Consider the following 20,129-nt stretch of genomic DNA (forward strand, 5'->3'; position numbering starts at 1 on the left):
CTGGCCCTGCGCCTGGCCGCCCTGCCCCAGGGCGCGCTGGCGCAGCGCGGCGCCGATCTGGCCCCGATCGTGGCGCGTCTCGACGCGCTGGCCGGGCGCATGGCGGGCCCCGGCGGACCGGCGGCGCCCTGAGCGGGCGGTGATGAACTTTCGTCGCAATCGCCCCTTGCCTCTGCCGGGCAAGTCGTTAAAAGCACCGTCAGTCGGGCTATGGCGCAGCCTGGTAGCGCGTCCGTCTGGGGGACGGAAGGTCGCAGGTTCAAGTCCTGCTAGCCCGACCAACAGCACTACCTCCGCCGCTTTTCCTCTCCCCGGAGCATGGACATGAGCGGCGTTCTTCCCTGCCAGACCCTCACCCGGATGATCTCCGAAGGCGTCATCTCCGCCGATGTCGCGGTGACGGCCGAGCAGGTCCAGCCCGCCTCGCTCGACCTCCGCCTCGGCACCCACGCCTGGCGCGTGCGCGCCTCGTTCCTGGCCGGGGCCAAGGCGCGGGTCGAGGACCGGCTCGAGGATTTCGCGATGCACCGGGTGGAGCTGACCGGCGGCGCGGTGCTGGAAAAGGGCTGCGTCTATGTTGTGCCGCTGATGGAGCGGCTGGCGCTTCCCGAAGGGATCCAGGCGGCGGCGAACGCGAAAAGCTCCACCGGACGTCTCGACCTTCTGACCCGCACCATCACCGACGGCGGGACGGAGTTCGACCGCGTGCCCGAGGGCTACCACGGTCCCCTCTATGCCGAGATATGTCCCCGCTCGTTTTCGGTGCTGGTCCGGCCGGGGATGCGGCTGAACCAGATCCGCTTCCGCACCGGCCCTGCCCGGCTGGACGACGCCGCGCTCCGGATGCTGCACGAGGAGACGCCGCTGGTCGACGGCCTGCCGGTGATCGACGACGGCCTCGGCTTCTCGGTCGACCTGCGGCCCTCGGCGGGCGACCTCGTCGGATACCGCGCCAAGCCCCATTCCGGCGTCATCGACCTCGACCGCATCGCCCACTACCCGGCCCGCGAGTTCTGGGAGGACATCCGCACCACCGAGGGCCGCATCATCCTCGATCCCGGCGCCTTCTACATCCTCGTCTCCCGCGAAGCCGTCACCATCCCCCCCGCCTACGCCGCCGAGATGGCGCCCTACCTCGCCATGGCCGGCGAATTCCGCGTCCACTACGCAGGCTTCTTCGACCCCGGCTTCGGCTGGGCCGGCGCCGGCGGCGCAGGCTCCCGCGGGGTGCTGGAGGTGCGCTGCCACGAGGCCCCCTTCGTGCTGGAACACGGCCAGGTCGTCGGACGGCTGGTCTTCGAGGCGATGGAGGCGGTGCCGGAGGTGCTCTACGGGGCCGGGATCAAGTCCAACTACCAGGGCCAGGGGCTGAAGCTGGCGAAGCATTTCGTGGGGTAGTGGGATCGGGAAATCCGAGTGGCAGCCCAGTGTCCGGTTTGAGCCTGAGTTTGGCATCCGATATGCCCACGAAGCGGCGTTCAGCTCATACGACGAACTGAATTCACTCGAAATGGAAAAGGCCGCATCAGCGGCCATTCCGTCAGTAATGGTACCTGCATTGTGCGATCTCCAATGCCTGGCTTTCTCCGCTTCCAGATACTCGATAAACCAATCGGTCCGCTTTCGTGATCCTGCGAGACCACCACCCACCAAGATCGCCCTTCAGGGGTTCCGGCTTTCCGCTGCCTCTGAAAGGCGTCCGCTTCGTTTCCTTGATCAGATCATTAAGCCGATCAAAGACTTTGGCATCACTATCGCGCCAGGAGAGGTAGTCCTGCCAAGCATGATCAGAGAATATCAGCTTCATCGTCTAGGGTTTGCTCTGCGCCTCGCCCAGCGTCCAGTTGGGCGACAGATTCACGCAGGCGTCGCGCATTGGTCGGGGACGTAAGAAGGTAGAGCGTTTCCTGAATCGCGTCCCATTCTTCCTTTCCGACAACGACCACAGCCTCTCTGCCCGCACGAGTAATCGTGGTTTCGGTCTTATCACGGATCGCATGATCCATGACTTCCTTCAGATGCTTACGCGCATCCGTATAGGTCACTATGTTCATGTGATTATTGAAGCTGATGCGAGATGATGATGCGAGATGCTACTTAGCACATATCCAGGAACATGGTACAAAATTCTGTACATGTCAAGTGCTCGCTCTCCGGTTCAGCTACAGCATGCTATCCGCCGCCATTGCCGTTCACGGCATCACGACAACCGCACCTTTGCAGTTCAGATGACTTCGAACTGTTGAAGCGACGAGTTTCAGCTTCGTCCGCCTAGCGGAAATCCAAGCTCAACCCTCGCTCCATCTGCGCCCCCTCAAAACCGCCCTATCCTCCGGACCACCCGCAACGCCTGCTTCGCCCGCTTCGCGTTCTGCCGCCCGGCCCGCGCCTGTGCCCGCTCCTCGGGCGTCATGTCGCGCGTCGGCTTGCGGCCGCCGGACATGCGGTCGATCCCGGCGTTGATGCCCTTGTTCAGGAACATCCGGACGATCATGTTCACGAGCTGGTTCACGGCGTGTCCTCCCCGGCACTGTCTTCGGCGCCGTCGGCCTCGTCGAACAGGCTCGACTGGTCCTCTGCGCCCTCTTCGGACAGATCGTCCGGCGGCGGGCGGTTTTCAAGGAGACCCGCGGCCCGCAGCTCCTTCAGGCCCGGCAGGTCGCGGGCGGATTCGAGCCCGAAGTGGTCCAGGAACTCCTGCGTCACAACGAAGGTCACCGGGCGGCCCGGGGTCATGCGGCGGCGGCCGAGGCGGATCCATTCCAGCTCCAGCAGCTGGTCGATGGTTCCGCGCGAGACCGAGACGCCGCGGATCTCCTCGATCTCGGCGCGGGTCACGGGCTGGTGGTAGGCGACGATGGCCAGCGTCTCGATCGCGGCGCGCGAGAGCTTCCTCAGCTCCACCGTCTCCTTCTGCATCAGGAATCCGAGGTCGGGGGCGGTGCGGATCGCCCAGGCCTCGCCCACCCGCACCACATTCACCCCCCGCCCCTCGTAGCGGCGGCGCAGATGCTCGACCGCCGCGGCGGCGTCGCAGCCGTGGGGCATCCGCGCGTTCAGGTCGGCCACGGTGACGGGCGCGGGGCTGGCGAAGAGCACCGCCTCGACCATCCGCTCCTGCTCGGCCATCGGCGGCGCCTCGAACAGGCTGCCGGTGTCGGCCTCGGGCGCGTCGTGCGCGTCATCCTGCATCGCGGGGCCCCCTGGCGCGGATCTGGATCGGCTCGAAGGTGCCGCTCTGGCGGATGTGGATGCGCCCGGCCTTGGCCAGCTCCAGCGAGGCCGCGAAATGGCTGGCAGTGGCCGAGCGGCGGCGCACCGGATCGCGCTCCCACCCGTCTGGGAGGTAGCTCAGGAGATCGGTCCAGTCGCCCGCGAAGCCGATGAGTCCGCGCATCCGCTCCAGCGCCTCTTCCAGCGTCATCACGTCCACGCGGTCCATCACGAAGGGGCGGAAATCGTCGCGGGTGCGGATCCGGGCATAGCCCTGCATCAGGTCCAGCAGAGTCGCGGTATAGCGGACGGTGCGGATCCGCTGGATCCCCTCGCCCTCGCCCCGAGCGAAGAAGTCCCGCCCCAGCCGGTCGCGCGCCATCAGCTTCGCCGCGCAGTCCCGCATGGCGGCAAGGCGTTCCAGCTGGAAGGCGAGATGCGCCGCCAGATCCTCGCCCGAGGGGCCCTCGTCGGCGGGATCGGGAGGCAGCAGGAGGCGCGACTTCAGGAAGGCGAGCCAGGCGGCCATCACGAGGTAGTCGGCGGCCAGCTCGATCCGCAGCGCCTTGGCGGTCTCGACGAAGGCAAGGTACTGGCGGGCGAGCGCGAGGACCGAGATCTGCCGCAGGTCCACCTTCTGCGTCCGCGACAGCGTCAGGAGCAGGTCGAGCGGCCCCTCGAAGCCGTCGACATCGACGATCAGCGCCTCGGCGGCGAGGCGGTCGGCGACGGACTCGAACTCGGGATCTGGATCATCGCTCATGCAGGGTCCTTCAGGATCCCGGCAAGTTCCGCCTCGAGGGCGGGCATGTCAATGGCGCCAGGCGCGCGGCGGGCACCAAGCGCGCGGTCCGCCCGCTCTGCCGCCCGGCCCGTCAGCATCCCGGCGGTGGCGGCCACGTCCTCCATCTCCTGCGGGTCGGCGTGGCAGTGCAGGACCACGTCGCAGCCCGCATCCAGCGACAGGCGGGTGCGCTCGGCCATGCTGCCGCCCAGGGCCTGCATCGAGATGTCGTCGGTCATCAGCAACCCGTCGAAGCCGATGCTGCCGCGGATCACCCCGCCGATCACCTCGGGCGACTGGGTGGCGGGGCGGTCCGACAGGTGCGGCAGGACGATATGGGCGGTCATCCCGAGCGGCAGGTCGTTCAGGGCGCGGAACGGGGCGAAGTCGGTGGTCTCCAGCGTCGCGGGGTCGGCATCGGCGAAGGGCAGCGCCTTGTGGCTGTCGACCTTCCCGAGCCCATGGCCCGGCATGTGCTTCATCACCGGCAGGACGCCGCCGTCGAGGAAGCCTTCGGCGGTGGCCCGCGCGTTCTGTGTCACCTGCGCCGCCGTGGTGCCGTAGCAGCGGTTCCTGAGGAACGGGTGGGTCTCGGGACGGGCCACGTCGCAGGTGGGCGCGCAGTTGGCGTCGATCCCGACCGCGCGCAGCTCGTCCGCGATGATCCGGGCGCGCAGGTATTGGGCGCGGGCGGCGCCCCGTCCCGCGGCCTCCACCTGGTCCAGCGGGTGCATCCACTCGCGCCAGTGCGGCGCGCGCAGCCGCTGCACCCGGCCGCCTTCCTGGTCGACGAGAACCGGGGCGTCGTACCCGACGGCATCGCGCAACGCGCCGGTGAGCCTGCGCAACTGGTCCGGGGCCTCGACGTTGCGGGCGAAAAGGATGAAGCCGAAGGGGCGCGCCTCGCGGAAGAAGGCGGCCTCGCGGGGCAGGAGGTCGGGGCCGTGACAGCCGAAGATGTAGGCGCCGAAGGGGGTCATGGGCAGAACCTGCTGACGTTCGGATGGGTGCCCTGCCAGATCCTGACGAGGGACCGCGGAGATGTCGCGCCCGGCGGCGACGCCGGACACCCCACAGGCGGGCAATACTCCCCCGCGCGCGGCCGGGGGAGGCCCTTCGTGCGGCGCGGCTCCGCCGGTTCACTCGGCGCGTGCCAGCCGATCCGGGCAACCTGAAACTGCATTGCAGGGCGTTCCGCGCAAATCTGCCCCGCCGGGTCGCCGGTCACGACCGGGCGAGGCGATGAAAGGTCTGCCCTACCGCACCACCACCGGAATGCAGTCCGCCTTCTTCGCCAGCAGGGCCGAGCAGAAGCGGCGGGCGTCGGCGAGATCCTCGAAACCCATGGCACGCAGGCGGTAGAAGGTCTTGCCGCCGGATTGCGCGCGCTGCACGACGCGGGACTTGCCCGCGAAGTAGTCCTCGAACTGGCCGCCGATCTTCTCCCACTGGCTGCGGGCGATCTCGGCACTCTCGAAGGCGCCAAGCTGGACCAGGCGGGTGCCCGCGGCCAGCGTGTCGGGATCGACCTCGTCCGCCGCCTCGACCGAGGCCGAGGCGGGGGTGACGTTCACCGGCGCGGCCACGGCCGCGGCCAGGCGCACGGGGCGGGCCGGCGGGCGGGGCGACCGGGCGAGGCCGCGATCGTCGTTCAGCGCAACGGGATCGGTGATCGCCTCAGCGGCGGTGGTGTCCTCGCCCTCGTCGAGCGGTTCGGCATTGTCCAGCGGTTCGACCCCGGCGGCCAGCGCCTCGGCCAGCGCCAGCGCATCGGCCGCGGGATCGCCGGTGAGCTCGGGCATGGCGGGCCCGTCGCTCAGCGCCTCGGCCACGGCGCGGTCGGTGGCAAGCGCCCCCTCCGGAATGTCCTCGACCGTGCCGGGCGCCTCGCCGAGGTCGGCCTCGGCCATGGTGGCGGCGTCCTGCCCCTGCCCGTCCTCCGACGCGGAGTTCATGGCCAGCGCCCCGGTCTCGTCACCGTCGGCCGGGGCGGCCGTGGCGGCCTCTGCCATCTTCGGCAGGCGCGGGCGCGGCAGGTCCTCGGGCGCGAGGGCCAGCGGCGGCGGGGCAAGGATCACCTGGTCGGCCGGGCCGCCCGCTGTACCCTCGGCGGCGACGCGGTTCACGGCCAGGCCCTGGTGCTCGGCCATGTCGCCGCCCGGATCGTCGGGGGCGGGGCGCATCGGCCCCTCGAGCGCGCGCACCACCGGCACACCGGTCACGTCGCGCACCAGGAGCTTGTAGCCCCAGACGGCGGTGCCCGCGATCAGCGCCAGCGAGACGAGACCGCCGGTCCAGTTGACGATGTTCGCGACACTTCGCGACGGGGCCGGGGCGCCTTCGGGGCGCAGCGTCGCCGCGCGCTCCGCGCGGAGTCCGTCGGTATAGGGATCGCTGTAAACGTCCGTCATGTCCTGCCTCTCACTGCTCGCACCGCATGACGGTCACGGCCCCGAAGGGCCCAGCCGCCTGCAATGTCCTGTCGTTCGCCTGTTCGGTTCCGCAGGGCGCCTGTTATCAGCGCATTTCCTCTGCGGGAGTGACGCCAAGGATACCAAGGCCCGCGGAAATGACAATGGAAACGGCCCGCGGCAGCGCGATTTTGCCCGCGGAAGCTGAATCGTTGCCTTCCTGCAAAAACCGGAGTGACGGATCGTCGTTGCCACGGTTCCAGAGCGCGTGGAAGTCCGACGCCAGTTCGTAGAGGTAGAAGGCGATCCGGTGCGGCTCGTTCGTGCGCGCCGCGATCTCGACCAGCCGCGGCCACTCCGCCAGCGTCTTCGCCACCTTCAGCTCGGCCGGGTCGGTCAGCACGGGGGTATCGGTCAGGGCGATCCCCTGCTCCTCCGCCTTCCGCAGGACCGAGCGGATGCGGGCATGGGCGTACTGGACGTAGAACACCGGGTTGTCCTTTGACTGTTCGACCGCCTTGGCGAAGTCGAAGTCGAGCGGCGCGTCGTTCTTCCGGGTCAGCATGACGAAGCGGGTGACGTCCGGCCCCACCTGCTCGACCACGTCCGAGAGCGTGACGAAAGTGCCCGCCCGCTTGCTCATCTTGAAGGGCTCGCCGTTCTGGTAGAGCTTCACGAGCTGGGTCAGCTTGATGTCGAGCGGCACGCGCCCCTCGGACAGGGCCGAGACCGCCGCCTTCATCCGCTTGACGTAGCCGCCGTGATCCGCGCCGAAGACGTCGATCAGCGCGTCGAAGCCCCTTTGCACCTTGTCGTAGTGATAGGCGATGTCGGGGGCGAAATAGGTCCACGACCCGTCCGACTTCTGCACCGGCCGGTCCACGTCGTCGCCGTGCGCGGTCGAGCGGAACAGCGTCTGCTCCCGCGCCTCCCAGTCCTCGGGCAGCTTGCCCTTCGGCGGCTCCAGCGTGCCTTCGTAGATCAGCCCCTTGGCCTTCAGGTCGTCGATGGCCGCCTCGATCTTGCCGGTGCCGTAAAGTGACTTCTCGGAATAGAAGCTGTCCATCTCGACGCCGAGCTTCTTCAGGTCGGCGCGGATCAGGTCCATCATCGCGTCGGTGGCGAACTCCCGCACCTCGTCCAGCCAGACCTCTTCGCCCTGGTCCACGAAGCGGTCGCCGACCTTCGCCTTCAGCGCCTCGCCGACCTCGATCAGGTAGTCGCCGGGATAGGTGCCCTCGGGCCAGTCCACGGTCAGGTCGTGGGCTTCGAGGTAGCGGTTGTAGACCGAGCGGGCCAGCACGTCGACCTGCGCGCCGCCGTCGTTGATGTAGTATTCCCGCGTCACGTCCCAGCCCGCATAGTCCAGCAGGCTCGCCAGCGCGTCGCCGAAGACCGCGCCCCGGGTGTGGCCGACGTGGAGCGGCCCCGTCGGGTTGGCCGAGACGTATTCGACCAGCACCCTGCGCCCCGCCCCGAGGGTCGAGCGGCCGAAACCGGGCTCGGTCAGCACCGTGGTCACGACCCCGGCCCAGATGTCGGGCGACAGCGTGAGGTTCAGGAAGCCCGGTCCCGCCACCTCGGCCCGGTCGATCCGGGGGTCTTCCGCCAGTAGCCCCGCCAGCGCTTCGGCAATGTCGCGCGGCTTCATCCGCGCGGGCTTGGCCAACACCATCGCGGCGTTGGTCGCCATGTCGCCGTGGGCCTTGTCGCGCGGCGGCTCCACCGTCACCGGGGCGGTGTCCAGGCCGCCGGGCAGGCGTCCGTCGGCCACCAGCGTGTCGATGGAAGAGATCACGAGCGCGCGGATATCGGCGAAGAGGTTCATCGGAAGGGGTCCTGCGTGGTTCCGGCGCGGTTTATCACGCCCCGGCACGGGGTCAACAACGGGCAGCGTCGCAGGCCGCCCGAAGCGCCTCGCCCCCCCAGCCGCGCGCGACCGTCAGATCGCCGCCGCTGCCTTCTGCTCCTCTCCTTCTTCCTGCACCTCCTCGGGGCGCGGCATCTCGGGCGCGTCGGCGGCGACCATCGACACCAGCCGCATCCCCGCCTCGCCCTTGAACTCCTCGCGCTGCTTCTCGCCGAGCGGGCGGAACTTGCCCGACGCACTGATGTGGCCCAGCAGGATCGCGTCGGGCCAGGTCTCCTGCCAGCGCGCGAAGGGGAACTCCTCGGTCAGCCGCGTCGCGCGGATCCGCCAGAGCTGCCAGATCTTCGCGTTCAGCGCCTCGTAGGTCTCGCCCCGCGCCATGATCCGTCCGCCCAGCGTCGGCGGCAGCTGGTAGCGCGTGAACTCCGACTTCTCGCGGCCCAGCTGGTACACGTTCTCGCGCCCGAACTCCGGCGCCAGCTCGGTCGCGACGAGGGTGTTGTAGGCGTCGTTGTCGGTCGCCGCGATCACGGTGCCGAAGCTGGCCAGCTCCACCCGGTGCTCCGCCGCCTCGGACAGGATGTCGCCGAAGAAGGTCGGAATGCCCGCCGCCCGCGCCCGCGTCAGGTGGCTGCGGTTCGGATCGGCGATCATCACCGGCACCTCGTGCTTCTTCAGCACCTCCGCCAGCGCCACGCTCCAGTGCGAGCCGCCGATCAGCAGAACGCCGGGCGTCCCGGAGGCGACGACGTCCAGACCCTTGGCGAAGGGGGCCAGCGTGAAGCCGTGGACCACCACCGTCGCCGCCACCAGCACGAAGGCGAGCGGCCCTATCAGCGCCCCGTCCGCGACCCCGAGATCGGCCAGCCGCGTGCCGAACAGGCCCGCCACCGCCACCAGAACCACGCCCCGCGGCCCGGTGAAGGCGACCAGCACCCGCTCGCGCCAGGGAATGTCGGTCGAGGCGAGCGCCGTCAGCACCGTCAGCGGCCGCACCACCAGCACCACCGCGGCGACGAAGACCAGCGCCCGCCAGTCGAGGCGCGCAAGCTGCGAGAAGTCGAGGCTGGCGGCCAGCAGGATGAACACGCCCGAGACAAGGAGGATCGTCGCCTGCTCCTTGAACCGACGCAGGTCGTCGAAGGAGGCGAGGTTGGCGTTGGCGATGACGATCCCCATGACCGTGACCGCCAGCAGCCCGCTTTCGTGAAGCACCCCGTCGCAGAGCGCGAAAACCCCGAGCAGCACGACGAAGAGCAGCGGCACCTTCATGTACTCGGGCACCATCGCGCGGGAATAGGCCTTGGCCAGCCCCCAGCCCGCCGCGGCGCCCAGCACCGTGGCCAGGCCGATCCCGAGGATGAACTCGAACGCCGCCTCCCCCGCCGGAACATCGGCGTTCAGCACCACGACCACCTCGAAGGCCAGCACCGCGGCCAGCGCGCCGATGGGATCGTTCAGGATCGCCTCCCACTGGAGCAGCGCGGCGGGGCGGCGCGACAGCCGCGCGGTCCTGAGCAGCGGCGCGATGACGGTCGGCCCGGTGACGATCATCAGCCCGCCGAACACCGCCGAGCTTTCCCAGCTGAGCCCCGCGCCGTATTTCAGCGCCAGCGTCGACAACAGCCAGCCCAGCGGCGCGCCGATGAAGACCAGCCGTTTCACCCCCTCGGCCGCATCGCGCAGCGAATGGAGGTTCAGCGTCAGCCCGCCCTCGAACAGGATCACCGCCACGGCGAGCGAGATCATCGGCCCCGTCAGCGGCCCGATGTCCCGGTCGGGGTCGAACAGCCCGAAGGCCGGCCCGACGAGGATCCCCGCCGCCAGCATCAGCACGATCGCAGGCAGGCGCAGCTTCCAGGCCAGCCATTGCGAGCCCACGCCCAGCACGCCCACCAGCGCCAGCGCCGCCACCGGCCCGAGGGCCCCTTCCGCTCCGGTCGCCATGCCGATCCTTCCTCCGCCACACAGAAAAGTGCCCCGGACCTGCATCGGATCCCGGGGCCTGCGGGCTTGCAGCCCGGCCCCAGTCATCCTAGCCCTTCCGGCGCGCCTCTCAAGGAGACACGGATGAAACAGACGGACCAGACGCCCTGGTGGCAGGACGGCATCATCTACCAGATCTACCCCCGCTCGTTCCAGGACAGCGACGGCGACGGGGTGGGCGACCTGAACGGCATCGCCCGGCGCCTCGACCACCTGGTCGACCTCGGCGTCGACGCGGTCTGGATCTCGCCGATCTATCCCTCGCCCGGAAAGGACGCAGGCTACGACGTGTCGGACTACTGCGGGATCGACCCGCTGTTCGGCACGCTGGCGGATTTCGACGCGCTGGTGGCCGCCGCCCACGGGCGCGGCCTGAAGGTGCTGATGGACTTCGTGCCGTCACACTCGTCCGACCGGCACCCCTGGTTCCTCGAAAGCCGGTCGTCGCGCGACAACCCGAAGCGCGACTGGTACGTCTGGCGCGATGCCAGGCCCGACGGCAGCCCGCCGAACAACTGGATCTCCGAATTCGCCGGGCCCGCCTGGACCTGGGACGAGGCCACGGGGCAGTACTGGCTGAACATCTACCTGCCCGAACAGCCCGCGCTGAACTGGAGGAACCCCGATGTGCGACAGGCGATGTACGACGCCATGCGCTTCTGGTTCGACCGCGGCGTCGACGGCTTCCGCGTCGATGCGGCCGAGCACCTGGCCCCCGACGACCGCCTGCGGGACAACCTGCCGAACCCCGACTGGACCGAGGACATGGGCCCCGCCCGCTCGCTCTTCCGCACCTTCTCCTCGCACCAGCCCGCGGGCTTCGACGCGGTGCACGAGATGCGCGCCGTCGCCGACGAGTACGAGGACCGGGTGCTGGTGGGCGAGGCCTATGGCACGCTCGACGAGGTGGTGCAGTACTACGGGCGCGACCTGAAGGGCTTCCACCTGCCCTTCAACTTCGAGCTCATCAACGCCCCCTGGGACGCGCGCCACATCGCCGGGTACATCGACACCTACGAGGCCGCGATCCCCAAAGGCGGCTGGCCCAACTGGGTGCTCGGCAACCACGACAGGAAGCGCATCGCCTCCCGCGTCGGCCAGGCCCAGGCGCGGGTCGCGGCGATGCTGCTGCTGACCCTCCGGGGCACGCCGACGCTCTACCAGGGCGACGAACTCGGGCTCGAGAACGGCCACGTGCCACCCGAGATGGTGCAGGACCCCTGGGAGAAGAACGTGCCGGGCTTCGGCCTCGGCCGTGACCCGGTGCGCATGCCGATCCCCTGGGACGACACCGAGGGGCGCGGCTTCACCACCGGCACGCCGTGGCTGCCCGTGGCCGACGGACCCTCGGTCATCGACCAGCGCGGCGCCGAAACGACGATGCTGACCCTCACCCAGCGGATGATCGCGCTGCGCCGTGCCGAAATCACGCTGCGGCGCGGGGAATACCGGCGGCTCCACGGCGACGACCATGTCCTCGTCTTCGCCCGGGATCGCGAGGACGCGCGGCTCGTCGTGGCGCTGAACTTCACCGACCGCGACCAGCTGGTCGCGTTGGAGGGCACGCCCCTGCTCTCGACCGTTCCGGGCGAGCTGCCGGAGACGGCGCCGGGGAGTCTCAGGGCGAACGAGGGGCTGGTGCTGCGGGTGCGGTGACGCGCCATCCGCCCCCGTCTGCGGCGTCGGCGCCCGCGACAGGCTTCGGGAGCCTCCGGCGGGGATATTTGGAAAGCAAAGATGGGGGGCGCCGTCTCCTGTCCATCTTTGCTTCCATAAATATCCCCGCCGGAGGCTCCCGCACGCTCCGCCGGCGCTCCGGTCCGGTCGGGGCGGAGCGGCCGACAGGGGCTCAGTCCTTCAGCCGCGCCCCGAGCACATGGGGCGTCGCCACCGCCGAGCCGAGGTCGGAGCCGCCCAGAAGCTGCACGTGGCACTGAATCGCGAAACGGTCGGTCATGCCGGCGATGTAGTCGGCGACGATCCGCGCCAGCGCCGTCTCGTCCCGCGCCTCGGCCACGTCCTTGCGCCACTGCTTCGGCAGGAGGTCGGTGCGCTCCATGAACAGCGGGAACAGGTCCTCGATCTTCTGCGTGACCTCGCGGCGCATCACCACCACCGGCGCGGCGCGGTACATGCGGTCGAACAGGAACTGCCGGATCACCTTCAGGTCGGTCCAGACCGCGTCGGAGAAGCGGACCACGGGCCGCCCCGCCTCGCGCACGGCCTGCGCGCTGTCCGGAGCAAGCTCGGCCAGACGGGCGCGGGCCTGGCCGATCACGTCCTCGACCAGCAGGCCGAAGAAGCGGCGCAGCGCCTCGTGGCGGCGGCGGTAGTAGTTCAGGCCGGGATATCTCGCATCCACCTCGCCGAAGCAGCGGTCGAGCAGCGGCATCCGCGCCAGCTCGTCCGTGTCGAACAGCTCGGCCCTCAGGCCGTCGTGCAGGTCGTGGTTGTTGTAGGCGATGTCGTCGGCCAACGCCGCGACCTGCGCCTCGGCGCCGGCATAGGTGTAGAGTTCCAGGTCGTGCCGGGCGTTGTAGTCGGCCAGCGCGTAGGGGATGTCGCCGGTCACGGGGCCGTTGTGCTTGGCGATGCCTTCCAGCGTTTCCCATGTCAGGTTCAGCCCGTCGAAATCGGCATAGTGCCGCTCGAGCGAGGTGACGATGCGGATCGCCTGCGCGTTGTGGTCGAACCCGCCGTAGGGCGCCATCAGCGCCTGGAGCGCCTCTTCCCCGGTGTGGCCGAAGGGCGGATGGCCGAGGTCGTGCGCCAGCGCGATCGCTTCGGTCAGCTCGGCATTCAGCCCAAGGACGCCCGCGATGGTGCGCGCCACCTGCGCGACCTCGATCGAATGGGTCAGGCGGGTGCGGAAGTAATCGCCCTCGTGCTCGATGAACACCTGGGTCTTGTGCTTGAGGCGCCGGAAGGCCGAGGCGTGGATGATCCGGTCGCGGTCGCGCTGGAAGCAGCTGCGGAAGGTGCTTTCCTCTTCGGGGTGAAGGCGCCCCCGGCTCTGGTCGGGCGCGGAGGCATAGGGCGCGTGCATCGTTCAGCCAGTTCTTGTGAGCCACTCCTGCGGGCCATATATTGCAAGGCGACCGACAGTAAAACCGTGAAAGGTTGCGCCATGGACCTGACCCTGCCCCCCAAAGTGACCGACCGCGCCTTCGCCCGTCTGGCCGAGATTGCCGAGTCCGCGGGCGCGCCGCAATCCCTGCGCGTCGCGGTCGAGGGCGGCGGCTGCTCGGGCTTCCAGTACGAGATCAAGCTGGACGAGCCGGCCGAGGACGACCTGGTGCTGGAGAAGGACGGCCAGAAGGTGCTGGTCGACAGCGTCTCCCTGCCCTTCCTGACCGGCGCGGTGATCGACTTCTCCGAAGAGCTGATCGGTGCGCGTTTCGTCATCGACAACCCCAACGCCACCTCCTCTTGCGGCTGCGGCACGTCGTTTTCGATGTGACGCGGCCGGGCCGTTGCCCGGGCGACGGGAGCGTTGCATCGGCCGACGGGCAGCGATGGCTCGAAATCCGGTTCAACATTTTGTTTCCGCAACCTCGAATTGAGTATGGGAATCCCGACTGGCTGCAACGGAGCGAAGCTGGCAGGCTTTTTCCAGAGGCACCCCGCAGGTGCCGATTTTCACGGGAAAGCCAGGGCCATGCTCATTTCGGCAGGCGGTTTCGATTACGCAGGACCAGATTACGGGAACGTCCGGGACATGACAGGGGCAGGAGCGTCCGGCGGCACCCCATCCTCTGCGCCACCGCGGGACGCGCCCGCGCGATCCTTCGATACGGCCATGGATGTGATCCTGCCCGCCCCCGCAATTGGCAGCGTACCGGACAACGCGTCGCGCCCAGCCTGAGCGTCACCGGGGCGCCGCAGGGTGTCTCTCCCGTGGCACACAGGGGCGGCATCGGGACGCGCCCATCTTGCAATCGCCTCGCGCTCCGCGCAGCTAGCGTCATGGGCTGACCGGAGCGATTTCTTGCAATTCATCCGTTTCTGTCTCGTCGGCGGCGTCGGGTTCGTCGTGGACGCGGGGCTGATGCTGACGGGGCTCTGGCTGGGGTTCGGCCCGCTCTGGACGCGCATCGTGTCGATCGCCGCGGCGGGGCTGACGACCTGGCAGATCAACCGCAACTGGACCTTTGCCCACCAGTCGGGCGGCAACGGCGCCGCGCGGCAGGCGCGCGAGGCGCTGCGCTATGGCTTCGTGCAGGTCTGCGGGGCGCTGGTGAACTACGGCGTCTTCGCCATGGTCGTCACCCTGCTGGAACGCACCACCTTCGCCGCGATGGCGGGGCTGGTCGCCGGGTCGACCTGTTCGCTGGTGCTGAACTTCCTCGGCGCCAAGTATCTGGTCTTCCGCGGCAACGGCGCGTAGGACTGGGGCAGCCAGCCGAGGAGGGCCGCCCGTGAAGATCGCCACCTTCAACATCAACGGCATCAAGGCGCGCATCGGCGCGCTGTCGGACTGGCTGGACGAACAGACCCCGGACGTGGCGATCCTGCAGGAGATCAAGTCGGGCGACGATGTCTTCCCGCGCGATCACTTCGAGGACAAGGGTTATGCCGTCCACACCCACGGCCAGAAGGGCTTCAACGGCGTCGCCATCCTGTCGCGGCTGCCGCTCGAGGACGTGAGCCACGGCCTGCCCGGCGACGACACGGACGAGCAGGCGCGCTGGATCGAGGCGACGGTGATCGGCGAGAGGGCGGTGCGGCTCTGCGGGCTCTACCTGCCGAACGGCAACCCGGCGCCGGGGCCGAGGTACGACTACAAGCTGGCCTGGATGGCGCGGCTGGAGGCGCGCGCGAGGGAGCTGCTGGCGTCCGAGGAGCCCGCGCTGATGGCCGGTGACTACAACGTGATCCCTCAGGACGAGGATGCCGCCCGCCCCGAGGCCTGGCGCGAGGACGCCCTCGCCCTGCCCGCCAGCCGCGCCGCGTTCCGCCGGATCCTGAACCTCGGCTTCACCGAGGCGTTCCGCGCCGAGACCCAGGGCCCGGGCCACTATTCGTTCTGGGACTACCAGGCAGGGGCCTGGAACCGGAACGACGGCATCCGCATCGACCACGTCCTGATGACCCCGCAATGCGCCGACCTGATGAGCCGCTGCTGGATCGAGCGCGAGCTGCGCGGGCGCGAGAAGCCCTCGGATCACGTTCCGGTGTGGGTTGAATTGGCGGCCTGAGGGCACTTTATCCTGTCCTGGACGTTGTGCGGTGAATTGTTCAGGAGGTTTGTCGTGAAACCGATCACGCTTTTGCTGGCCACCACGCTGGCCATCGTTCCCGCCATCGCCGATGCGAAGGACGGGAAACATCTGAAATTCAAGGGCCACGGCCACCATGCCCATGCGATGAAGCACGGGGAAATGAAGCGTGGACGCGCCCACTGGCGGGACGAGGCGCGGCTGGACCGGCACGATCGCTGGGACCGCGAGGACCGCGCCGAACGTCTTGCGCTGGAACGGGAACTGCGCCGCGAGGTCGAGCGGCGCCGCTCGGACGACCGTCTGGGCGACGTTCTGGCGGCGGGCGCTGTCGGCGGACTGCTGGGCGGCATCGTGCCGGGACTGCTGGAAGACCGCCGCGACATCGAGCCGGTGCAGTACCGCGAAGGGCAGCCGCAGGGCCGCCTGATCGGCCGTGTCGTTCCGGGCGTCGGCGACGTCTACTTCGACGAGCGCGATGCGATCACCCGCCGCGACTACGATCCGGTGCGGCCCGCCGACCCGCGCTATCCCTATGTCGATCCCTACGCCGACCGCTATCGCGACGATACGGGCGAATATCGCGAGCAGGCGCTGGAGGTGCCCGGCTGGCAGCTGGCCCCCCTCACCTCGCCCATGCCGCGCCGGCCCGCCTTCGCGCGGGATGGCGGGATCGAGGTCGCGACGCTCGATCCGCTGCCCGAAGAGCCGCTGACGACACGGCCGGCAACCGGGCTGCGCCTGAACGTGGGCGATGTGATGCCGTCCGACTACCGCGACACCTACGTGGTGCTCGACGATCTGGAGCGGTTCGGCCTGCCGCCCAATGCGGCCGGAACCGATTATGTCCGCGTCGACAACGACGCCGTGCTGGTCGAGCGGAACACCGGACGGGTCCGGGACGTGATGCCGCTCGGCACGCTGATGGTGCGCTAGGGCGTTCTCGCGACGCGCACGAAACCGCGAGCGCGCGACGGAACGGCCAAGGGGGCGCGTTGAAGGGTCAGTGAAGCCGCCGAAAGGCGCCCGCAATGTGGCGGGAAACCGCCCGACCGGCGGTTGTCCGCCATCGCGTCCCGGGTGCTGCGACCATGCGCGTCGCAGGGCGTTTGCACCCCGACAGGGCCCGGCTAGGGTCCGGCAAGATCGAAAGGACAGACCGATGAAACTGCTCACCCTCGCCCTGGTCGGCGCCTTTGCCCTGACCCCGGCCCTTGCGCCCACGGGCGCCCTCGCCGACCGTGGCGGCTGTCCGCCCGGACTGGCGAAGAAGCACAACGGATGCACGCCGCCGGGCCTCGCCCGCCGCGACCATCGCGACCACCATGACGACCGCCGCGTCTACCGCGAGCGGCGCCACGACGACCGTCGGGACTGGCGCGAACACCGGCGCGACGACTACCGCGACACCCGCCGCGACGAGTGGCGGGACGAACGCCGCGATGCGCCGCGCGACGGCTATCGCCTGCAACGCGCCCCCACCGGCTACTGGAACGGGGGCGGCGAGATCGTCCTCGACTGGAGCCGCTACGGCCTGCCCCAGCCGCCCTCCCGCCACCTGTACTTCCGCAACGGGAACACGTTTTACCTGGTCGAGAGCAACAGCAAGAACGTCGTAAACGCCTATACCATCTCGCGCTAGACGCGCACGTCGCCGACAGGCAACGAAAAGCCCCCGCCGGGATCACCGGCGGGGGTTTTTTTCACGTCGGGCGAAGGGCGTGCGGCGCCTACTCCGCCGCCACCTTGCGCGCTTCCAGCATCGGCTTCAGGTAGCGCCCGGTATGGCTGGCCTCGACGGTGCAGACCTCTTCGGGCGTGCCCGTGGCCACCACCTGCCCGCCGCCGTCGCCGCCCTCGGGGCCGATGTCCACAATCCAGTCGGCGGTCTTGATGACGTCCAGGTTGTGCTCGATCACCACGACCGAGTTGCCCTGGTCCACCAGCTCGTGCAGCACTTCCAGAAGCTTGCGCACATCCTCGAAATGGAGACCGGTCGTCGGCTCGTCCAAGATATAGAGCGTGCGCCCGGTCGACCGCTTCGCGAGTTCCTTGGAAAGCTTCACCCGCTGCGCCTCGCCGCCCGAAAGCGTCGTGGCCTGCTGGCCGACCTTGATGTAGCCAAGGCCGACGCGCATCAGCGCGTCCATCTTCTCGCGGATGCTCGGCACCGCCTTGAAGAACTCCTGCGCATCTTCAACCGTCATCTCAAGAACGTCGGATATGCTCTTGCCCTTGAACTTGATTTCCAGGGTCTCGCGGTTGTACCGCTTGCCCTTGCAGGTCTCGCATTCGACATAGACGTCGGGCAGAAAGTGCATCTCGATCTTGATGACGCCGTCGCCCTGGCAGGCCTCGCAGCGCCCGCCCTTGACGTTGAAGCTGAAGCGCCCGGGCTTGTAGCCCCGCGCCTGCGCCTCCGGCAGGCCCGCGAACCAGTCGCGGATCGGCGTGAAGGCCCCGGTGTAAGTGGCCGGATTCGAACGCGGAGTCCGCCCGATGGGGCGCTGGTCGATGTCGATGACCTTGTCGAGGTGCTCGAGCCCCTTGATCGTCTCGCAGGGGGCCGGGGTCTGGCGGGCGCCGTTCAGCCGCATCGACGCGGTCTTGAACAGCGTCTCGATGGTCAGGGTCGACTTCCCGCCGCCCGACACGCCGGTGACGCAGAGGAACAGGCCCAGCGGGAAGTCCACCGTGACCTCGCGCAAATTGTTGCCCGTGGCCTTCACCACGGTCAGCTTCTTCTTGTTGCCCTTCCGCCGCTCGGCGGGCACCGAGATTTCCCGCACCCCCGTCAGGTACTGGCCGGTGACGGACTCCGGGTCGGCCATGATCTCGGCCGGGGTGCCCTTGGCCACCACCTGTCCGCCGTGGACGCCGGCGCCCGGGCCGATGTCGAAGACGTAATCCGCCTCGCGGATCGCCTCCTCGTCGTGCTCGACCACGATCACCGTATTCCCCTGGTCGCGCAGGTTCTTCAGCGTGCCGAGAAGCCGGTCATTGTCCCTCTGGTGCAGCCCGATCGAAGGCTCGTCCAGCACATACAGCACGCCCGTCAGCCCCGACCCGATCTGCGAGGCCAGCCGGATCCGCTGCGACTCGCCGCCCGAAAGCGTGCCGGCATTGCGCGACAGCGTCAGGTACTCCAGCCCCACGTTGTTCAGGAAGCCGAGCCGCTCGCGGATCTCCTTCAGGATCGCCCGCGCGATCTCGTTCTTCTGTTTCGACAGAGCCTCCGGGACGGCCTGCGTCCACTCGAAGGCCTCGCGGATCGACATCTGCACCACCTGCCCGACATGGAGCAGGTCCGCATCCTTCCCCGACCCGCTGCCGATCTTCACCGCCAGCGCCTCGGGGCGCAGGCGGTAGCCGTGGCAGGCGCCGCAGGCGCGGTTGTTCTGGTAGGCCTCGAACTCTTCCCGGATCCAGGCGCTGTCGGTCTCGCGATAGCGCCGCTCCATGTTCGGGATCACGCCCTCGAACGGGCGGCTCACCTGGTAGACGCGCCCGCCCTCGTCGTAGCGGAACTTGATCTCCTCCTCGCCCGATCCGTAGAGGAACACCTGCTGCACCTTCTCGGGCAGGTCCTTCCACTTGGTCGAGGTCTTGAAGCCATAGTGCTTCGCCATCGCCTCGATGGTCTGCGTGAAGTACGGCGACTTGCCCTTGCGCCAGGGCGCCAGCGCCCCGTCGGAAATCTTCAGGTTCTGGTCCGGCACCACCAGCCGCTCGTCGAAGAACAGCTCGACCCCGAGGCCGTCGCAGACCGGGCAGGCCCCGAAGGGCGCGTTGAACGAGAACAGCCGCGGTTCGATCTCCGGGATGGTGAAGCCGCTGACCGGGCAGGCGAACTTCTCCGAGAAGGTGATGCGCTCCGGGTCCGGCGTCACGCCGTTCTCGTCCGTCGCGGGTGCGGTTTCGAGGATCGCGATGCCGTCGGCGAGGTCCAGAGCGGTGCGGAACGAATCCGCCAGCCGCGTCTCCAGCCCCTCGCGCACCACGAGGCGGTCGACCACCACGTCGATGTCGTGGCGGAACTTCTTGTCCAGCGTCGGCGGCTCGTCCAGCTCGTAGAACGCGCCGTCCACCTTCACCCGCTGGAACCCCTGCTTCCTGAGTTCGGCGAATTCCTTCCGGTACTCGCCCTTCCGGTCGCGGATGATCGGCGCCAGGAGATAGCCGCGCGTGCCCTCCTCCATCGCCATCACCCGGTCGACCATGTCCTGCACCTGCTGCGCCTCGATCGGCAGCCCGGTGGCGGGGCTGTAGGGCGTCCCCGCCCGCGCGAACAGCAGCCGCATGTAGTCGTAGATCTCGGTCACCGTCCCGACGGTGGACCGCGGGTTCTTCGAGGTCGTCTTCTGCTCGATGCTGATCGCCGGCGACAGCCCGCTGATGTGGTCCACGTCCGGCTTCTGCATCATGTCGAGGAACTGCCGCGCATAGGCCGACAGCGATTCGACATAGCGGCGCTGGCCCTCGGCATAGATCGTGTCGAAGGCGAGCGACGATTTCCCCGAGCCGGACAGCCCGGTGATGACCACCAGCTGGTCGCGGGGGATGTCGACGTCGATGGATTTCAGGTTGTGCTCGCGCGCGCCGCGAACCTCGATCATCTTCTGTTCGGGCATGAACCACCTGTTCTT

Annotated in this window: 18 protein-coding genes and 1 tRNA gene; 8 read left to right on the forward strand and 11 right to left on the reverse strand. The window is 68.8% G+C overall.

The window, feature by feature from the left end; all coding sequences use genetic code 11:
- The first annotated feature begins 204 nt into the window (after nt 1–204).
- Nucleotides 205–281 (forward strand) — tRNA-Pro (locus tag A7B20_RS18505).
- Nucleotides 282–324: 43 nt separating this feature from the next.
- A complete protein-coding gene (locus A7B20_RS18510; protein ID WP_102110074.1) occupies nt 325–1,398 on the forward strand; it encodes a 2'-deoxycytidine 5'-triphosphate deaminase in 1,074 nt (357 codons plus the stop codon).
- A 142-nt stretch (nt 1,399–1,540) separates the two neighbouring features.
- On the opposite strand, the gene A7B20_RS18515 is transcribed toward A7B20_RS18510, so the two are convergent.
- The 9 genes from A7B20_RS18515 to A7B20_RS18555 all read right to left on the reverse strand — a co-directional run bounded on the left by A7B20_RS18515 (nt 1,541) and on the right by A7B20_RS18555 (nt 10,225).
- Complete coding sequence (locus tag A7B20_RS18515; RefSeq protein ID WP_102110075.1) at nt 1,541–1,807, reverse strand: Txe/YoeB family addiction module toxin; 267 nt, start codon at nt 1,805–1,807, stop codon at nt 1,541–1,543.
- Nucleotides 1,788–2,054 (reverse strand): type II toxin-antitoxin system Phd/YefM family antitoxin, encoded by a 267-nt coding sequence (locus tag A7B20_RS18520; RefSeq protein ID WP_102110076.1) that lies wholly within the window; start codon nt 2,052–2,054, stop codon nt 1,788–1,790. Before A7B20_RS18520 ends, A7B20_RS18515 begins: the two co-directional genes overlap by 20 nt.
- A gap of 260 nt (nt 2,055–2,314) precedes the next feature.
- Nucleotides 2,315–2,512, reverse strand: a complete 198-nt coding sequence (locus tag A7B20_RS18525; RefSeq protein ID WP_102110077.1) for a hypothetical protein — start codon at nt 2,510–2,512, stop codon at nt 2,315–2,317.
- The gene (gene scpB, locus A7B20_RS18530; protein WP_102110078.1) at nt 2,509–3,192 is read right to left on the reverse strand and encodes an SMC-Scp complex subunit ScpB; all 684 of its coding nucleotides are present in this window, start codon (nt 3,190–3,192) and stop codon (nt 2,509–2,511) included. Before scpB ends, A7B20_RS18525 begins: the two co-directional genes overlap by 4 nt.
- Nucleotides 3,182–3,976: a segregation and condensation protein A gene (locus A7B20_RS18535; protein WP_102110079.1), complete on the reverse strand. Its 795-nt coding sequence runs from the start codon at nt 3,974–3,976 to the stop codon at nt 3,182–3,184. Before A7B20_RS18535 ends, scpB begins: the two co-directional genes overlap by 11 nt.
- Nucleotides 3,973–4,977 carry a glycoside hydrolase family 3 N-terminal domain-containing protein gene (locus A7B20_RS18540; RefSeq protein WP_102110080.1) on the reverse strand — a complete coding sequence of 335 codons (1,005 nt, stop codon included), beginning with the start codon at nt 4,975–4,977 and terminating at the stop codon, nt 3,973–3,975. Before A7B20_RS18540 ends, A7B20_RS18535 begins: the two co-directional genes overlap by 4 nt.
- A gap of 276 nt (nt 4,978–5,253) precedes the next feature.
- Nucleotides 5,254–6,408, reverse strand: a complete 1,155-nt coding sequence (locus A7B20_RS18545) for an SPOR domain-containing protein (RefSeq protein WP_102110081.1) — start codon at nt 6,406–6,408, stop codon at nt 5,254–5,256.
- Nucleotides 6,409–6,514: 106 nt separating this feature from the next.
- Nucleotides 6,515–8,236 (reverse strand): arginine--tRNA ligase, encoded by a 1,722-nt coding sequence (gene argS, locus A7B20_RS18550; protein ID WP_102110082.1) that lies wholly within the window; start codon nt 8,234–8,236, stop codon nt 6,515–6,517.
- 114 nt (nt 8,237–8,350) lie between these two features.
- On the reverse strand, nt 8,351–10,225 hold the full coding sequence (locus A7B20_RS18555) for a cation:proton antiporter (RefSeq protein WP_102110083.1): 1,875 nt from the start codon (nt 10,223–10,225) through the stop codon (nt 8,351–8,353).
- A gap of 123 nt (nt 10,226–10,348) precedes the next feature.
- On the opposite strand from A7B20_RS18555, the gene A7B20_RS18560 reads away from it, so the two are divergent.
- A complete protein-coding gene (locus A7B20_RS18560; protein WP_102110084.1) occupies nt 10,349–11,920 on the forward strand; it encodes an alpha-amylase family glycosyl hydrolase in 1,572 nt (523 codons plus the stop codon).
- Between the two features lie 193 nt (nt 11,921–12,113).
- Here A7B20_RS18560 and A7B20_RS18565 read toward each other — a convergent pair whose 3' ends face one another.
- Nucleotides 12,114–13,310, reverse strand: a complete 1,197-nt coding sequence (locus A7B20_RS18565) for a deoxyguanosinetriphosphate triphosphohydrolase (protein WP_102110085.1) — start codon at nt 13,308–13,310, stop codon at nt 12,114–12,116.
- Nucleotides 13,311–13,397: 87 nt separating this feature from the next.
- On the opposite strand from A7B20_RS18565, the gene erpA reads away from it, so the two are divergent.
- The 5 genes from erpA (at nt 13,398) to A7B20_RS18590 (ending at nt 17,125) form a co-directional block, all read left to right on the forward strand.
- Nucleotides 13,398–13,724 carry an iron-sulfur cluster insertion protein ErpA gene (erpA, locus tag A7B20_RS18570; protein WP_102110104.1) on the forward strand — a complete coding sequence of 109 codons (327 nt, stop codon included), beginning with the start codon at nt 13,398–13,400 and terminating at the stop codon, nt 13,722–13,724.
- 528 nt (nt 13,725–14,252) lie between these two features.
- Nucleotides 14,253–14,651, forward strand: a complete 399-nt coding sequence (locus A7B20_RS18575) for a GtrA family protein (protein WP_157937726.1) — start codon at nt 14,253–14,255, stop codon at nt 14,649–14,651.
- A gap of 31 nt (nt 14,652–14,682) precedes the next feature.
- On the forward strand, nt 14,683–15,462 hold the full coding sequence (gene xth / locus A7B20_RS18580) for an exodeoxyribonuclease III (protein WP_102110087.1): 780 nt from the start codon (nt 14,683–14,685) through the stop codon (nt 15,460–15,462).
- 54 nt (nt 15,463–15,516) lie between these two features.
- Entirely contained in the window at nt 15,517–16,419 is a 903-nt protein-coding gene (locus A7B20_RS18585; RefSeq protein ID WP_102110088.1) for an RcnB family protein, read from the forward strand.
- 226 nt (nt 16,420–16,645) lie between these two features.
- The gene (locus A7B20_RS18590; protein ID WP_102110089.1) at nt 16,646–17,125 is read left to right on the forward strand and encodes an RcnB family protein; all 480 of its coding nucleotides are present in this window, start codon (nt 16,646–16,648) and stop codon (nt 17,123–17,125) included.
- Between the two features lie 88 nt (nt 17,126–17,213).
- Here the strand turns inward: A7B20_RS18590 and uvrA are convergent, their stop codons facing one another.
- Nucleotides 17,214–20,114 carry an excinuclease ABC subunit UvrA gene (gene uvrA / locus A7B20_RS18595; RefSeq protein WP_102110090.1) on the reverse strand — a complete coding sequence of 967 codons (2,901 nt, stop codon included), beginning with the start codon at nt 20,112–20,114 and terminating at the stop codon, nt 17,214–17,216.
- Nucleotides 20,115–20,129: the final 15 nt, after the last annotated feature.

Origin of the sequence: Oceaniglobus roseus (genome assembly GCF_002869745.1) — a bacterium.
Classification (GTDB): domain Bacteria; phylum Pseudomonadota; class Alphaproteobacteria; order Rhodobacterales; family Rhodobacteraceae; genus Oceaniglobus; species Oceaniglobus roseus.

Coding starts and splice junctions, on each gene's coding strand:
- A7B20_RS18510 (WP_102110074.1), top strand. CDS start 325: ATGAGCGGCGTTCTTCCCTGCCAGACCCTCACCCGGATGATCTCCGAA.
- A7B20_RS18515 (WP_102110075.1), bottom strand. CDS start 1,807: ATGAAGCTGATATTCTCTGATCATGCTTGGCAGGACTACCTCTCCTGG.
- A7B20_RS18520 (WP_102110076.1), bottom strand. CDS start 2,054: ATGAACATAGTGACCTATACGGATGCGCGTAAGCATCTGAAGGAAGTC.
- scpB (WP_102110078.1), bottom strand. CDS start 3,192: ATGCAGGATGACGCGCACGACGCGCCCGAGGCCGACACCGGCAGCCTG.
- A7B20_RS18535 (WP_102110079.1), bottom strand. CDS start 3,976: ATGAGCGATGATCCAGATCCCGAGTTCGAGTCCGTCGCCGACCGCCTC.
- A7B20_RS18540 (WP_102110080.1), bottom strand. CDS start 4,977: ATGACCCCCTTCGGCGCCTACATCTTCGGCTGTCACGGCCCCGACCTC.
- A7B20_RS18545 (WP_102110081.1), bottom strand. CDS start 6,408: ATGACGGACGTTTACAGCGATCCCTATACCGACGGACTCCGCGCGGAG.
- argS (WP_102110082.1), bottom strand. CDS start 8,236: ATGAACCTCTTCGCCGATATCCGCGCGCTCGTGATCTCTTCCATCGAC.
- A7B20_RS18555 (WP_102110083.1), bottom strand. CDS start 10,225: ATGGCGACCGGAGCGGAAGGGGCCCTCGGGCCGGTGGCGGCGCTGGCG.
- A7B20_RS18560 (WP_102110084.1), top strand. CDS start 10,349: ATGAAACAGACGGACCAGACGCCCTGGTGGCAGGACGGCATCATCTAC.
- A7B20_RS18565 (WP_102110085.1), bottom strand. CDS start 13,310: ATGCACGCGCCCTATGCCTCCGCGCCCGACCAGAGCCGGGGGCGCCTT.
- A7B20_RS18590 (WP_102110089.1), top strand. CDS start 16,646: ATGAAACTGCTCACCCTCGCCCTGGTCGGCGCCTTTGCCCTGACCCCG.
- uvrA (WP_102110090.1), bottom strand. CDS start 20,114: ATGCCCGAACAGAAGATGATCGAGGTTCGCGGCGCGCGCGAGCACAAC.